This window comes from Pseudomonas sp. P9_31, from assembly GCF_034008235.1.
GTDB lineage: Bacteria > Pseudomonadota > Gammaproteobacteria > Pseudomonadales > Pseudomonadaceae > Aquipseudomonas.
In genome coordinates this window covers 193,652-209,335 of sequence record NZ_CP125375.1, presented here as the reverse complement: position 1 = coordinate 209,335, position 15,684 = coordinate 193,652, and the positions used below count along the sequence as shown (strand labels likewise).

At 62.1% G+C, this 15,684-nt stretch carries 9 protein-coding genes; 2 read left to right on the top strand and 7 right to left on the bottom strand.

The genetic code is table 11. From position 1 onward, the window contains the following. Nucleotides 1-52: 52 nt before the first annotated feature. The 7 genes from QMK51_RS00845 to QMK51_RS00815 form a co-directional block, all read right to left on the bottom strand. Entirely contained in the window at nt 53-988 is a 936-nt protein-coding gene (locus QMK51_RS00845) for a sulfotransferase family protein (RefSeq protein ID WP_320392897.1), read from the bottom strand. Further along, nucleotides 976-1,761, bottom strand: coding sequence for an aspartyl/asparaginyl beta-hydroxylase domain-containing protein (locus tag QMK51_RS00840; protein ID WP_320392896.1), 786 nt, complete (start codon nt 1,759-1,761; stop codon nt 976-978). Before QMK51_RS00840 ends, QMK51_RS00845 begins: the two co-directional genes overlap by 13 nt. Then, nucleotides 1,758-2,363 carry an adenylyl-sulfate kinase gene (gene cysC / locus QMK51_RS00835; protein ID WP_258698457.1) on the bottom strand — a complete coding sequence of 202 codons (606 nt, stop codon included), beginning with the start codon at nt 2,361-2,363 and terminating at the stop codon, nt 1,758-1,760. Before cysC ends, QMK51_RS00840 begins: the two co-directional genes overlap by 4 nt. Next, a complete protein-coding gene (locus QMK51_RS00830) occupies nt 2,347-3,864 on the bottom strand; it encodes a TolC family protein (RefSeq protein ID WP_320392895.1) in 1,518 nt (505 codons plus the stop codon). The genes cysC and QMK51_RS00830 overlap by 17 nt, the downstream gene beginning before the upstream one ends. A gap of 41 nt (nt 3,865-3,905) precedes the next feature. Beyond that, entirely contained in the window at nt 3,906-11,762 is a 7,857-nt protein-coding gene (locus QMK51_RS00825) for an Ig-like domain-containing protein (protein WP_320392894.1), read from the bottom strand. Nucleotides 11,763-11,812: 50 nt separating this feature from the next. Next, on the bottom strand, nt 11,813-12,649 hold the full coding sequence (locus QMK51_RS00820) for a sulfotransferase family protein (RefSeq protein WP_258698454.1): 837 nt from the start codon (nt 12,647-12,649) through the stop codon (nt 11,813-11,815). A 158-nt stretch (nt 12,650-12,807) separates the two neighbouring features. Next, entirely contained in the window at nt 12,808-14,379 is a 1,572-nt protein-coding gene (locus QMK51_RS00815) for a glycosyltransferase family 39 protein (RefSeq protein ID WP_320392893.1), read from the bottom strand. A gap of 261 nt (nt 14,380-14,640) precedes the next feature. On the opposite strand from QMK51_RS00815, the gene QMK51_RS00810 reads away from it, so the two are divergent. Then, nucleotides 14,641-15,228: a phage tail protein gene (locus tag QMK51_RS00810; protein WP_258698452.1), complete on the top strand. Its 588-nt coding sequence runs from the start codon at nt 14,641-14,643 to the stop codon at nt 15,226-15,228. Nucleotides 15,229-15,284: 56 nt separating this feature from the next. Continuing rightward, on the top strand, nt 15,285-15,596 hold the full coding sequence (locus QMK51_RS00805) for a DUF6916 family protein (protein ID WP_320392892.1): 312 nt from the start codon (nt 15,285-15,287) through the stop codon (nt 15,594-15,596). The last annotated feature ends 88 nt before the right edge of the window (nt 15,597-15,684 follow it).

Here is a 15,684-nt window from a genome sequence, read left to right as displayed (position 1 = left end):
GATTCAATGTGGGGGCGAGCCTGCTCGCGATGGCGTCAGTGCCGTCGATACATCACTTGGCAACTAGCGCTTCATAAGACGCTCGCGCCCAATGCTCCACTCGTTCACGCAACAGCGCCGAGGCTTCACGATGCTTGTCATCGCTGTCGCCAACAAACACCTGCGACGGCTGCTTGGCATGTTGCCCCACTGCCGCAAACACCTGCCTGCGCTGCTCGATATCCAACGCAAAGAACGCTGCCAACCGCCCCGCCATGGCCTGCGGCAGTTCGCTGTAATTCACCGCCAGGCCGCCAAATGCCTGGCATTGCGCCAACCCCGACGCCAGTAACCGCCCCAACCGCCGGGCGATGTAATCCTCGCGGCTGCCGAACGGAAATTCGTCATCCAGCACACTCGCCCCGATCATCCCCGGCACCATGTGCATGCCCGGGCGACGCAGATGCGAGACGGCGATTTCCAGCGGATCGCGATAAACAAACAACCAAGGTGTTTCGGGAAAGCACTCGCGCAGCAACGGCAGTTCACCGATGTTCCAGGTGTCGAGTTTGATCACCAGCCGTTGTTCCATACCGAGCCGGCATTGTCCGTAGGCAGACAGCAATCCTTTGATGGCGGCACGCCGCTCGATGGCCGGTAAATCACTGCGCAGCAACGCATCCAGCGGCGGTGGCTCGCTGATGACGATGTGGTTGTCGAGTTGCGCCAGCATCTGGCTGATCAAGGTCGAGCCGCAGCGGGAGGCGTGAAAGATAAAGGCGCTCGGCGTCAGACCGGGGCTGCAAACCTGCCAGTCAGCGAGGGCCGACAATGCAGTTCTCCGGCGAAACGCCTGATTGAACGGCAGCCGCAGCGCGGCTTCCACCGCATCACGAAAAAACGGCTGATGCAGCCGCGTGTCACCGAACCAGCACCAGTCGACTTGCCATTGCCCGGCCTCTGGCCACACGCGAATCGGCAACCAGCCTTCCAGGTTCAGGCGCTCCATTGTTCAGTCCATTGGCGGCGACCGTCGCGCATCGCCGCGCGCAGTTCTTCACGGGTGAACGCAAGGCCACACTCGGTGGCCAGCGCCAGGGTGCGGGCGATAAAGGCTTCGTTGTCCTGCACACCCTGCAAGGTTTTGCATAACTGCGGATCGCTGGCCACCAACGCCTTGAACTGCGCAAAAGCTCCATCAGAGATTTGCGGCGACGGCGTGGTTGCCAACCCATCGATAATCGCCTGCTCCAGCCAGGCACCGGGCCGGCAATCGAGCACCAGATGAATCCGTGCCTGGGTATCGCGGTTGTCCACGCGATGAGGCCGCGCCAGGTCGAGATACCAGCACTCGCCAGCGGTCATCGGCATGCGCCGACCGTCCAGCATGAAGTCCACTTGAGGGGGACTGAGCAGCGGAATATGCAGGCGCAAGTCGGCATCCGGTTCGCCCAGGTCATAGTCGCGATGCTCGTGGATGCGCCCGCCCGGGCCGAGTCGCAACAGGCGCGCGCAGACAATCTCCAGCGGCAGATCCCGCAGCCCTTGCTGCCATCGAACATCTTGCAGCCAGGGCGCACGCAAAAGAGTCTCGCCGCGACCGGGCGACAGTTCAGTCAAGGCATCGGCTGCGGAAATCAGCGCCACGCCGCTCCAGTCGCCAGTGTAATAAGCGCTGTTGAAATGACCATGCCAGTCGTCCTCGCCAATCGCCGCCAGCGCCTGCAACAGCAACGGCAAATCCACCGTCACCGGCAAGCGGGAGAATGCCGGCCGGCTCATCGTTTCGCCAGCACCGCGCATTCGCCGAGCCAGGTCAGCAATCGGTCGAGACAAGCCTCGACCGATTGCGCGCCGGTGTCGAGCACCAGCGACGCGCACGGCGGGGGTTCGTAAGGCGCGGAGACACCGGTAAACCCCGCCATCTCACCCCGTCGAGCCCGGGCGTAATGACCTTTTGGATCACGCTGTTCACACACCGCCAAAGAGGCGCTGCACCAGACTTCGCGGTAATCCTCGCCCAACCGTTGGGCGAACACTTCGCGCAACTCCACCAAGGGCGCAATCATCGCGAGGATGACAATCTGCCCGTTCTCGACCAACAGCGCCGCGAGTTCGCTGGCGCGGCGGATGTTTTCCAGGCGATCGCTGTCGGCAAACCCCAGATCGCGATTGAGCCCGACCCGCAGTCCGTCGCCATCGAGCACCACACTCTGCACACCGTGTTCGAACAGCTCGGCGTGCAGTGCCTGGGCCAATGTCGACTTGCCCGCCGCCGGTAAGCCGGTCAGCAGAATCGCCGTGCCGCGATGGCCGTTGCGGGCCTCCCGTTGTGCGCGGCTGATGCTCGCCGTCGGCGCCAGCAGGTTAGCGGGCCGGGGCATGGGCCACCGGCGGTACTGAGATGTTGCCCGCCGCCCACGCCTCTTCGCGATTGGCCAGCGCCGTGGCGATGGACTGGACTTCGGTCGATTGCACTTCGTCCGGCAGCGGATCGAGGCCGGCGCTGGCGAAGATTTGTCCGTAAGCGTTGCGCAGGTCGGCGTAGGACAGGTCGCGACGCAGATCCGCCTGCAATGTGTTCAGTTCGCCCTGGATCAGGTCCAGTTCGCCCAGCCCGGCCGCCTGATAGCGATTGCGCAGTTGGCCGACGATTTGCCCGTCGATGTTCGACAGTTGCTGATTGGTCTGGAACTGTCGCAATGCTTCGCGGTAATTGGCGTTGGCCACGTAGAGCTGGGCCAGCACCGCGATGGACATCGCCTGACGGCGCGCCGTAGCGACTTCTTCACCGGCCTTGGCGACGTCGATCGCGGCGGGTGCGGAAATCACGTTGAACAGGTTCCAGGTGACTTTCACCCCGTAATCCGCCCAGCCTTGCTCGACCAAAAACGAGTTGCTGTCGTAATGCCCGCCAGCGGAGAACTCCAGGCCCGGCAACAGGCGCAGCATGGCTTTGCGGGTTTCGGCGGCGCTGATGCGGGTCTGGTAATCCTGCTCGCGCAACTCCGGCCGACTGGTCAGGGCTTCCTGTTCCAGGCTGGCGAGGTCGACCTTGAGTTCCGGAATGACATAATCGTCCTGGGTCGCCAGCGTCAGCTCGGTATTCAGTGGCAGGTTGATCAGGGTCGCCAGTTCGGTTTTCGCCAGCGACAGCGCGCGGCGTTGTTCTTCCAGTTGCCGGGTGGCTTCAATCAGCGAGCGCTGATAGCCCAATGCCTGAATCGGATCGCCAATGCGCTGCTCGCTCATGCTTTGGCTATTGTGGCGGGCGGTTTCGACCCGGGCCATCAGGCTGTCGATCTGTTTGAGCAAACGTTCGGCGGCCATGGCTCGCCAATAGGCCGAGCGCACGTCCTGGACGATGGTGTTGATCACCTTGCGCCGACGCTCCTGCACGATCAGCCGCTGATCGCCTTGCTGCTTGGCGCTGATGTAGCTGACACCGAAGTCGAGCACGTTCCAGACCATGGTCAGGTCCGCCACGTCACGGTCGCGGTCCTGGGAGGTCGACGGTTCCAGGGACTGGGTGCCGGTTTCCACGCTCTGACTGCTGGAAGCGTTGACGTTGTTACGTCCCACGTATCCGGCGTCCAGTGCCATGCGCGGCAACATGTCGAAACTGGCAAGGTCGAGTTGGCGCTTGGCCAGGGCCTCTTCCATGATCTTGAGCCGGCCTTCGAGGTTGTATTTCACCGCGCGAGCCATGGCCTGGTGCAGGGTCAGCGGCCCGCTGAGGGGCTCCTGCCCCTTGTACATGCTTTGCAGATCGCTTTTGGCGCGCTGTTGGCTGACGCTGCGCTCGATCGGTTGACTGGTGACTGCACATCCGCTGATCGCCAGCGCCAGCAAGCTGGCGCCGAACAACTTCTGACTTCTTTTCATCCCTGTATTGCCCCCAGTGCCGCACTGCTTTAATGGTTTTTTCAGGCCTGCATTTCACTGATGCCTACCTGTTGCAAAGCAGCGGCCAGGCTGTCGACCTGCCGTTGCTCGGTGTCTTTGAGCTGTTGTAATTGCTGGCCAAGAGTCGGTGCGCCAAACACGCCGCGCAACCCTTGGGAAGCATCCCCCGCCCTGATTGACTGATTACCAAAGGTGTTCAGCGAATCCCCCTCGCTACCGGCGTTCTGATTGAACAGGCTCGACAGCGTGCTGCTGCCGAAAACTCCGCCATCGCCCCCGCCAAAGCCCAGGAAGCCGTGACCCGAGCCATCACCACCGTTGTCGCTGCTGCTGAATACCTGGGCGATAAAGCTTGGCGCCAGCGCCCCGTGGTTCATGAAAATGTCGCCCAGAGGCCGAATGCCGTTGCCGATCACCCGTTGTTCAAACAGCGGGGCAAAGGTCAGCGGCGAGCCGAGATCGCCGGTGGGTGGGGTGAAGATGATCGGTTGCAATGGCACGTTGGGCTGAGCGGGTACGGTAACCGGCGGTAAGACCACAAACGTCGGCACGGTGTTGATCGTGTAGTTGTTGGATACCGCGACGCTGGCCCCCAAGTTACCCGCCAGGTCCGTCACATTGCTGGTGTCCAGTGCAATGAAGTTGCTCGGGTCGGTGATGTTCGCGGTGGGCGTGAAGGTGCCGGTCCAGGTCTTGCCACCGTCGCTGCTGGCCAGGTTGGTCAGTTCGCCGTTGGTGACGCTCAGGTCCGACAAATCGAAATCGCTCACCGCCTCGCTGAACGTGAAGGTCACCAGCGTCGTCTGGCCAATCCCCAGCACCGGGTTGGCAACCACGATGGTGACGGTCGGGCGGGTCGCATCGAGCGCGTAGTTGTTGGAGATGGCGATGCTGGCGCCGGCATTGCCCGCGGCGTCGAGCACATTGCCGGTGTCGAGCAGGATCAGGTTGGTGGCATCGTTGATGCTCGCGGTCGGCGTGAGCGTGGCGGTCCAGGTCAAACCGCCGTTGTTGCTGACCAGGTTGGACAGCACACCATTGGCCACGCTGAGGTCCGACAGGTCGAAACCGGACACTGCTTCGCTGAAGGTAAAGGTCACCGTGGTGGTCTCGCCGATACCCAGTTTATTGTCCGCGACCACAATGGTCGCGGTCGGGCGAGCGGTGTCGATCGCGTAGTTGTTGGAGTCGGTCACGCCGACGCCGCTGTTGCCCGACCCATTGATCACACCGCTGTTGTCCAGGGTGATCAGGTTAGTGGTGTCCGTCACGCTGGCTGTAGGCGTGAACGTCGCGGTCCAGGTGACGCCGCCATCGCTGGACGAAACGCTGCTGAGGGTGCCGTTGGCAACGCTCAGGTCGGCGTTGGTGAAACCGCTGACCGCCTCAGAGAAGGTGATGGTGACCAATGAGGTTTCACCGACCTTGAGGGCGTTGTCGGCGACCACAATGGTGGCGGTCGGCACCTGGGTTTCCACCACATAGTTGCCCGAGTTGGTGGTGCCCGCCCCGGTATTGCCGGCTACGTCGGTCACGCCGGTATTGTTCAGAGTGATGACGTTGCTGGCGTCGGTAATCCCGGCAGTCGGGGTGAAGGTCCCGGTCCAGGTGATGCCTCCGTCGCTGCTGCTCACCGCACTCAACGTACCATTGGCGACGCTCAAATCACTGTTGTCGAAACCCGTCACCGCTTCGCTGAAGGTGATGGTGACCAGGGCGGTTTCCCCCGGTTTCAGGGTCGTATCGCTCAACACGATGGTCGCCGTCGGGCGTTGGCTATCGATGGCGTAGTTGTTGGAATCGGTGGTGCCGCTACCAGCGTTGCCGGCCGCATCGGCCACCCCGGTGTTGTCCAGGGTAATCAGGTTGGTCGAATCGGTGATGCTCGCCGTCGGCGTCAGGGTGGCGGTCCAGGTGATGTTATCGCTGGTGCTCAGACTGCTCAGAGTACCGTTGCTCACCGTCAGGTCGGCCGTGGTAAAGCCGGTCACTGCCTCGGAGAACGTGATGGTCACCACCGATGTTTGACCTACCGCCAGTGCCGAGTCCGCGACCACGATGGTTGCCGTTGGTCGCACGGTGTCGATTGCGTAGTTGTTGGAATCAGTGGTGCCGCTGCCGGCGTTGCCCGAGCCATTTTGCACACCGCTGTTGTCCAGGGTGATGACGTTACTGGTATCGGTGATGGCGCTGGTCGGGGTGAAGGTTGCGGTCCAGGTGATACCGCCATCGCCACTGCTGACGGAGGTCAAGGTGCCGTTGGCAATCGTCAGGTCGGCGTTGGTGAAACCGGTCACTGCTTCGCTGAAGGTGATGGTCACCAGCGACGTTTCACCGATTTTCAGTGCATTGTCAGCCACCACGATGGTGGCCGTCGGCAGCACGGTATCGATGGTGTAGTTGCCGGAGTTGGTGGTGCCGCTGCCGGTGTTTCCGGCCACGTCGGTCACACCGGTATTGTTCAGGGTGATGACGTTGCTCGAGTCATTCACACCGACGGTCGGGGTGAAGGTCGCGGTCCAGGTAATACCGCCGTCGCTGCTGCTGACCGCGCTCAAGGTGCCGTTGGCGATGCTCAGGTCGGCGTTGGTGAAACCCGTTACTGCCTCGGAGAAGGTAATGGTCACCAGCGACGTTTCGCCTGCACTCAGGGTCGCGTCGGCTAGCACAATGGTCGCGGTCGGGCGCACCGTGTCGATGGCGTAGTTATTGGAATCGGTGGTGCCGCTGCCGGCGTTACCTGCCAGGTCGTTGACCCCGGTGTTGTCCAGGGTGATCAGGTTGGTGGTGTCGTTGATGCTCGCGGAAGGCGTGAACGTCGCGGTCCAGGTGATACCGCCGTCGCTGCTGCTCACCGCGCTCAGCGTGCCGTTGGCAATGGTCAGGTCGGCGTTGGTGAAACTGCTCACCGCTTCACTGAAGGTGATCGTGACCAGAGAGGTCTCGCCGATTCTCAGCGCCGTGTCCGCGACCACGATGGTGGCTGTCGGGCGCACGGTGTCGATGGCGTAGTTGTTGGAGTCGGTGGTGCCGCTACCGGCATTGCCCGAGCCATTTTGCACACCGCTGTTATCCAGGGTGATCAGGTTGGTTGCGTCGGTAATGCTGGCCGTCGGGGTGAACGTGGCGGTCCAGGTGATACCACCATCGCCACTGCTGACGGAGGTCAAGGTGCCGTTGGCGATGGTCAGGTCGGCGTTGGTGAAACCGGTCACTGCTTCGCTGAAGGTGATGGTCACCAGCGACGTTTCACCGATTTTCAGTGCATTGTCAGCCACCACGATGGTGGCTGTCGGCAGCACGGTATCGATGGTGTAGTTGCCGGAGTTGGTGGTGCCGCTGCCAGTGTTGCCGGCCACATCGGTGACACCCGTATTGGCCAGGGTGATGACGTTGCTCGAGTCATTCACACCGACGGTCGGGGTGAAGGTCGCGGTCCAGGTGATACCGCCATCGCTGCTGCTGACCGCGCTCAAGGTGCCGTTGGCGATGCTCAGGTCGGCGTTGGTGAAACCCGTTACTGCCTCGGAGAAGGTAATGGTCACCAGCGACGTTTCGCCTGCACTCAGGGTCGCGTCGGCTAGCACAATGGTCGCGGTCGGGCGCACCGTGTCGATGGCGTAGTTGTTGGAGTCGGTGGTGCCGCTACCGGCATTGCCCGCCAGGTCGCTGACCCCGGTGTTGTCCAGGGTAATCAGGTTAGTGGTGTCGTTGATGCTCGCGGAAGGTGTGAAGGTCGCGGTCCAGGTGATACCGCCGTCGCTGCTGCTGACCGCAGTCAACGTGCCATTGGCGATGGTCAGGTCGGCGTTGGTGAAACCGCTGACCGCTTCACTGAAGGTGATCGTGACCAGAGAGGTTTCGCCGATTCTCAGCGCCGTGTCCGCGACCACGATGGTGGCTGTCGGGCGCACCGTGTCGATGGCGTAGTTATTGGAGTCGGTCGTGCCGCTGCCCACGTTACCGCTGGCGGCAGCCTGCACACCGGTGTTGTCCAGGGTGATCAGGTTGGTCGCGTCGGTAATGCTGGCAGTCGGGGTGAAGGTTGCGGTCCATGTTATGCCGCCGTCACTGCTGCTCACCGAGGTCAACGTGCCGTTGGCAATCGTCAGGTCGGCGTTGGTGAAACCGGTAACGGCCTGGTCGAAGGTGATGGTCACCAGTGAGGTTTCACCGATTTTCAGTGCGTTGTCCGCCACCACAATCGTCGCGGTCGGCGGAGCGGTGTCGATCGCGTAGTTGTTCGAATCGGTGGTGCCGCTACCGGCATTGCCCGCCAGATCGCTGACCCCGGTGTTGTTCAGGGTGATCAGGTTGGTCGAGTCATTGACGCTGGCCGTCGGAGTAAATGTCGCGGTCCAGGTGATGCCGCCATCGCTGCTGCTCACCGCGCTTAACGTGCCGTTGGCAATCGTCAGGTCGGCGTTGGTGAAACCGCTCACCGCTTCGCTGAAAGTAATGGTCACCAGCGACGTTTCGCCCGCGGTCAGGGTTGTATCAGCCAGCACAATCGTGGCGGTCGGGCGCACCGTGTCGATGGCGTAGTTGTTCGAATCAGTGGTGCCGCTACCGGCGTTGCCCGCCAGGTCGCTGACTCCGGTGTTGTCCAGGGTGATCAGGTTGGTCGTGTCGTTGATGCTGGCGCTCGGGGTGAAGGTCGCCGTCCAGGTGATACCGCCATCGCTGCTGCTCACCGCCGTGAGCGTACCGTTGGCGATGGTCAGGTCGGCGTTGGTAAAACCGCTCACCGCCTCGGAGAAGGTGATGGTCACCAGCGAGGTCTCGCCGATTTTCAGCGCCGTGTCCGCGACCACGATGGTGGCTGTCGGGCGCACGGTGTCGATCGCATAGTTGTTGGAATCGGTGGTGCCGCTGCCGGCATTGCCGACAGCATCGCTGACCCCGGTGTTGTCCAGGGTGATCAGGTTGGTCGTGTCGCTGATGCTGGCGCTCGGGGTGAAGGTCGCCGTCCAGGTGATGCCGCCGTCACTGCTGCTCACCGCAGTGAGTGTACCGTTGGCGATGGTCAGGTCGGCATTGGTGAGCCCGGTCACCGCCTCGCTGAAGGTGATCGTCACCAGCGAGGTTTCGCCGATTTTCAGCGCATTGTCCGCCACCACGATGGTCGCGGTCGGACGGAGCGTATCGATCGCATAGTTGTTCGAATCGGTGGTGCCGCTACCGGCGTTGCCCGCCAGGTCACTGACCCCGGTGTTGTTCAGGGTGATCAGGTTGGTCGTGTCATTGACGCTGGCCGTCGGGGTGAAGGTCGCCGTCCAGGTGATACCGCCATCGCTGCTGCTCACCGCCGTGAGCGTACCGTTGGCGATGGTCAGGTCGGCGTTGGTGAACCCGCTGACCGCTTCGCTGAACGTAATGGTCACCAGCGACGTTTCGCCAATACTCAGGCTGGTATCGGCCACCACCAGGGTCGCGGTCGGGCGCACGGTATCGATGGCGTAGTTGTTCGAATCGGTGGTGCCGCTCCCGGCATTACCCGCCAGGTCACTGACCCCGGTGTTGTCCAGGGTGACCAGGTTGGTCGAATCGGTGATGCTGGCGGTCGGGGTGAAAGTCCCCGTCCAGGTGATGCCGCCATCACTGCTGCTCACCGCTGTGAGCGTACCGTTGGCAATCGTCAGGTCGGCGTTGGTGAGACCGGTGACCGCTTCGTTGAAGGTGATGGTCACCAGCGAGGTTTCGCCGACTTTCAGTGCCGTGTCGGCAAACACGATGCTGGCGGTCGGGCGTACCGTGTCGACCGTGTAGTTATTGGAGTTGGTGGTGCCGACGCCGGCGGTGCCCAGGCCGTTTATCACCCCGGTGTTGTCCAGGGTGATGACGTTGGTCGTATCGGAAATACTGGCGGACGGCGTGAACGTTGCCGTCCAGGTGATGCCGCCATCGCCGCTGCTTACGGCACTCAAGGTGCCATTGGCGATGGTCAGGTCCGCATTGGTGAAACCGGTCACGGCCTCGGAAAAGGTGATCGTCACCAAGGACGTTTCGCCGATGCTCAGTGTGGTGTCAGCGACCACAATGGTCGCGGTCGGCGGCGGCGAATACGCGGTATTGAGTACACCACCGTCGTTATAGATTGTCGCGACGGAGGTCGGCGAGGTGCCGGTTGTACCTCCGCCCAGCGCGGCACCACCGGCACCACTGCCCGCGGCATTACCGGCCAGGGCGGCGAAGTTGGCGGCCGTGATCAGCAGCGTGCCTTTGTTCCAGATCGCACCGACGCCCCGGCCGCCCGCGCCGCCATTGGTGGCATTGCTGCCATAGCCACCACCGCCGCCGCCGCCACCGCCGGCGCCAATGTTGTTGCTAATGGTCGACGTGCCGACGATGGTGATGGTGCCGCTGCTGGCGTTGTAGATCCCCCCCACCGCGTTGCCACCGGCGCCACCCACCTTGTCCCAACCGGCCCCGCCGCCGCCACCGCCAATGGAAATCGTGCCATTGGTGGCCGTCGAACCGTTACCGCCGTTGCTGTAATAGGCAACGCCTATGCCGCCAGCACCGCCAGTGGTGGTACCGCCGCGACCGCCCATGTGGACGGCGTCATAACCGCCACCGTAACCACCGACGCCACCGCCGCCCGCCTGGCCGCCCAACGTGCCGGTGCCCGGCCCTGCCGAACCGCCATGCCCGCCGCCCTGGCCGCCCAAACCGCCGCCACCGCCACCGCCACCGCCGTAAAAAGCGCCCGTGACACCGCCGCCACCACCGCCACCGGAAGCGGCGTTGGAGGTCACGGTAACGTTGCTCAGGGTCAGAATCCCTGCGTTGAAAATCCCCCCGGCCATCGCGCCCGAGGCACCGTAGCCACCGTTGCCGCCCGTGCCCGACACCAGACCCCGGGTGATCACCAGACCATCGAGCGTCACGATGCTGCCAGACGCCACTTCAATCACTCGGGTCCTGTACTGACCATCGAGAGTCACATCCGCCGCGCCGTCGTTGTTCAAGTCGCCATCAACGGTGATGTTCTTGTTGATCAGCAGTTCGGAGGTCAGCTGCACCGTCATGCTGCTGCTAAAGGTGACGATGTCGCCGTTCTGCGCCGAGGCGAGGGCCGCACGCAGTGAGCCGACGCCCGTGTTGGCGTTGTTGGTGGCGGTCCAGGTGGCCAGCCCCCACTGATAGTCACTCATGGCCGTGGTCGAGAGCACGTTGGCGCTTTCGATGTTGCCGGTAGCGATTTCCAGATTCCAGTCGCCACCCACCCCGGTGCGGTTGCTGGAAGCGGCGATATCACGGCCGGTCAGTTGCGCCAGGGAGTCGACGAAACTCAAGCCGCGCTCGCCTTCGGCGGTGTAGCAGCCGTAGATCAGGATATCGCCGCCGACGTTCATGTCCTTGCCGATTTCCGCCAGCACGGCGCTGCGGGCCGCGACGTTGTCGGCAGACAGGTAGCTATTGCCCAACCACAGATCGCCCGCGTTGCCGTGGGCAATGATCTGCACCGAGCTGATGCCCTGATGGTGATCGAGGTAGTCGGCAATCTGCTGCAAGCCGTCCTTGCTCGCATCCAACTGAACCACTTGAGTGCCGGGCGCGACGCCCTGAAGCAGGCTGTTGGCGTCCTTGACCCGAGAATCGACAAACACCACGCTCTGCCCCGGCACCGCAACGGGGGTCGGTGTGGGCGTGGCATCGGCCTGGCCGTGGGTGTCCTTGCTGGCGACCGGCTGGTCGGCAGTCGGCGCCTTGATCGCCTCGGCGGTGGTATGGCTGTCAGCCTGGGCGGTGTCGGCAACCGTGGCGGCCACCGCGCCGTCGAACAGCATGCGCGGCTCCAGGGACATAATCATTGGCGAGGCCAGCGCTCGTGCGCCTTCGGTAACCCGCGACTTGCCTTTGCTCCACCACATGCTGCTCACCCGGACTCGAACTTTTTGACGGATCAATGAAAACGCCGCGATCAACTGATCGCGGCGTCGGCTTTCATACGAATGACATTGGCGGCGCTGGCGGAGCCATCGAGCCAAAAGGACAACTCGGCGTACTGCTTGAACAAATCCGGCGGCAGGATTGTGCGCCTGGATTGCAACTGGACCTTGGCCTTCACCTTGTGCAGCCCCGAGAGGCCGAGGGCCTGGTCGAACTCCGGCGCGTCGTAGGCCAAATGGTCGAAATCATGTTCGAACCAGGGTTCGCCGATGAAGTCGTAGACCAACCGCATCACCCGCTCCGGCGCCTGGCTTAGCAGGTCGTAATCGATGATCAGCAACGAGTCGGCGTGTTCGCCGTAATAGGCTTCCTTGAGGGCGGCCCAGGAAAACCCCACCAGCCGATTGCGCTGGGCCAGGGTTTCGCAGCGGCTGTAGACCGTGTTGCGTTCGACTGCATCACCGAACAGCTTGGTGTTTTCGAAGGGATTGGCGCGGTACAAGCGCTCGAGGCTGTCCATGACCCAGGCGACATTGCGCACGCAGGCAATGATCTTGGCTTGAGGAAACAGATCGCTGATCGCCGGCAGGCGCGAACTCCACAGGCGGTTCGTGTCGAACACCACCTGTTTGTCGGCCTTGTCGGCGTAGAAGGAATCGAACAGGCCACGCAACAGGCGGCGACGCAGATCGGTATCGATCACCGCACCGAATTCGCTGCCGGCGCTGCATTGCTCCAGAACACCGGAAAATAGCGCGCCAACGGGGCTGGTCATGCCGGCATGAAAGCGTGGGTTCTGCAAAAGAATCGCAGAAAGCAGGGTCGAGCCTGAGCGCGGCAAACCGGAAATAAAGTGAAAGTGCTGCATCCATTCACCCGCCAAAAGTCCTTTTGTATGACGAGCGTAGACCATGAATTGCCTTACAGCTAGTGGTGTTTTGATATCAAATCGGAGCTAAATCGACTGGAAAACGCCATTTATATAACGGCCTGAAAGATGAATCGTTTAAGCCTTCCATCACGGGATTACTTCCACACATACAAGCGCGCATAGGCGCCTCCCGCCCGGGTTTCGCTGACGCTTTGCCAACCCGCGGGCAAGGAGGCGAACTCATCCGGCCCGTCGATGGTACCGACCAGCCACACGCGACCAGTGTCTTTGGCCAAGCCGCCGAGGCTATCCAGGTAGATGTCATTGCTTACCAGCGTGCCGAAACCGTAAGCGTTCGGCCTGCTCGACCTGCCATCGGCCAAGGGCGGTGTGTACAGCAACGGTTTGGCGTCTGTCCGGTTGTAATAGACATAACTGAGGTACCAGAGCATGTCGCTGGTGACGATTCGGTCGCCGGGGGTGAAGTGCTGGTTCACGTAGTTGACCATGACGCTGATCTGATCGTTGGTATCCACCGTGGCATTGTTCTTCAGACCCACCAGCTCAACGCCGACAAACAGCAGCAGCACGGCCAGCGCCAATACCTTGAAGTCTGCGTATAAGCGATCGACGGCCAGCGCGACAAACATCGGCAGGCCCAAGGCATAAGCGGTCAGGTAACGCTCGATGAACACCGGCGAGATGAACGACGCCGAAAACACCAGCAACAACGGGACAACGGAGTAGATCACCGCCAGCGCACTGCCACGGAACACACTGCGGTCCCGGGCCAGCGCCACACCCGCCAGGGCCGCCAGCGCCAGTGGCAGCGCGATAAAAATCAGCGTGGGCAGGTTCTCGCCATCGTCCTGGATCAGGAGCGACCAGATCATCGACGGCAATGAGCCGAGCGTGACGGGGGTCTCCCAGCCCACATCGCCATTGGCCTTGAGCTGATCCATGTGCTGGATCAGATCGATCAGGCTGGGCACCCACGGCAGGTACAACAGCACAATGGCCACATTGGCCAGCCACCAGCCGGAGCGCTGAATGTGCCGCAATCGATACCCTGGCTGCACGCGGATCAGGCCCAGATACAGCCAATGACACAGCACGCACAGCGCGGTGAAGTAATGGGTGTAGAACGCCGCACTCATCAGCAAGGTGTAAATCACCAGATAGCGCGTGCGTCGCGGCTGTCTTATCCAGCACATCAGGGCGATCGTGGCACCGATCAGCCACAGCCCCAGCAGCGAATACATCCGCACTTCCTGGCTGTAACGCACCGCCGTGGGCAGCAGCGCCAGCAGAACCCCGGCCAGCAACGCGGCGCGGCGAGTCGCGAGCAGGTCCACCAGCCAGACGCCGAGCCCCACGGTGGCAATCCCCGGCAGCGCACTCAGGCTGCGAATCGAAAAAATGCCGTCGCCGAACAACTCGATCCAGCCGTGCAGGAGCATGAAATACAACGGCGGATGCACATCATGGGCCGCGTGCTCCCAGATTCCGGCCAGCGAATACTGGCTCAGCAACAGGCTGGAACCTTCGTCGCCCCAGATCGCCGCCGCTGTCAGGTCGTATAAACGCACCAGCGTTGCCAATACCAGGATCGGCAGCAACCAGTGCTCCCGCGCCCATCGAAGCAAGCGGCGGGCAACCGCCCATGACCCCGGCGTCGCGTGCGGGTCCTGAGTGTCGCCCAGCGGTGTTTCTCTGCGTGCCTCCATTGCCTCCCCTTCTTGCGACCTGGTGAGCTACAACCCAATGAATACCAAAGTGTCCCGAGCACTGTAGGACAGGCGCGGGGCCGTCGTCGATGCTGGCCTTGCGACGGACGACGTCCGGCAATCATTCCAATCAGCGTCTACGCTTTGGCGTGGCGTGACCCAGCCACGGAGATGAATGGAGTCGGCTGATCACTGCGATCTACCCGGATAACCGGGCCTGCAACGTGACGCTTCAGACACTAACCTGAGGGATGAGGAACCATGGAAGTATTCATCGGCACTATCCAGTCTTTCGCCTTTAACTTCGCGCCCAACGGCTGGGCCCTATGCAACGGCCAGACGCTGAGCATCTCGCAATACAACACGGTTTTCGCACTGCTGGGAACCTACTATGGAGGCAATGGCACCACCAATTTCATGTTACCCAATCTGCAGGGCCGTCTGCCGATGGCCCAGGGCAACGGCCTGGGCCTGACCCCGCGTGTCATCGGCGAATTCTCCGGCACCGAGAACGTCACCGCGACCATCAACAACCTGCCCAACCACACCCACGCCTTGTCCGGGCTCACGGCCACCACCACCCTGCAACTGGCCAGCCCGGCGAGCAACCCGGTCACCAACCCGACCGCGACCAACTCCTACATCGGCGCTTCGGGCGGTGGGCCCGGCTCGGCGAGTATTTACTCCGATCAACAAGGTGCCGCAGCCGTGCCGCTCAAGGGCGTAACCAGCACGGTGACGGGGGAAATCTCGTCCGCCGGCAACGGCTTGCCCATGGAGGTGATGAACCCGTTCCTGGTGCTCAACTTCAGCATCGCCCTGAACGGCTTGTTCCCTTCGCGTAACTGAGGGTCTGGCCGGGGGATGCAAATCCCCCGGCCACTTTTGCTTGATGGAGTGATGCCATGCTGCAACAGGTTCAAAGCCAACACTTTCAGGCTCTGCTGGGCAAGACGGGGACGCTGCGGTTGCCCGATGGCAGTGAACTGCCGATCCATATCGACGCCCTGAAAGAAACGCCCCACTCACAGATGCCCAAAAGCGAGCGCATGCCGTTCAGTGTCGAGCTCAACAGCCTGCAACCCACTGACTTTGTCGATGGCTTGTGTGCGCTGGAGTTGCCGGAGCTGGGTCAGGTGGAAAATATTTTTGTCTCGCGAGTACCGGCGATGGGGCGTGATCCGCAACTGGGGTACTTCTACATCGCGTTCAACTGAACATGGATCTCAATGTGGGAGCGAGCCTGCTCGCGATAGCGGTGGGTCATTCAATAATGATTTTGAAAGTGATGGTCCTTTCGCGAGC

Excerpts from the sequence above, each read along its gene's own strand:
- QMK51_RS00845 (WP_320392897.1), bottom strand. The coding sequence starts at position 988 with ATGGAGCGCCTGAACCTGGAAGGCTGGTTGCCGATTCGCGTGTGGCCA.
- QMK51_RS00840 (WP_320392896.1), bottom strand. The coding sequence starts at position 1,761 with ATGAGCCGGCCGGCATTCTCCCGCTTGCCGGTGACGGTGGATTTGCCG.
- cysC (WP_258698457.1), bottom strand. The coding sequence starts at position 2,363 with ATGCCCCGGCCCGCTAACCTGCTGGCGCCGACGGCGAGCATCAGCCGC.
- QMK51_RS00830 (WP_320392895.1), bottom strand. The coding sequence starts at position 3,864 with ATGAAAAGAAGTCAGAAGTTGTTCGGCGCCAGCTTGCTGGCGCTGGCG.
- QMK51_RS00825 (WP_320392894.1), bottom strand. The coding sequence starts at position 11,762 with ATGTGGTGGAGCAAAGGCAAGTCGCGGGTTACCGAAGGCGCACGAGCG.
- QMK51_RS00820 (WP_258698454.1), bottom strand. The coding sequence starts at position 12,649 with ATGCAGCACTTTCACTTTATTTCCGGTTTGCCGCGCTCAGGCTCGACC.
- QMK51_RS00815 (WP_320392893.1), bottom strand. The coding sequence starts at position 14,379 with ATGGAGGCACGCAGAGAAACACCGCTGGGCGACACTCAGGACCCGCAC.
- QMK51_RS00810 (WP_258698452.1), top strand. The coding sequence starts at position 14,641 with ATGGAAGTATTCATCGGCACTATCCAGTCTTTCGCCTTTAACTTCGCG.
- QMK51_RS00805 (WP_320392892.1), top strand. The coding sequence starts at position 15,285 with ATGCTGCAACAGGTTCAAAGCCAACACTTTCAGGCTCTGCTGGGCAAG.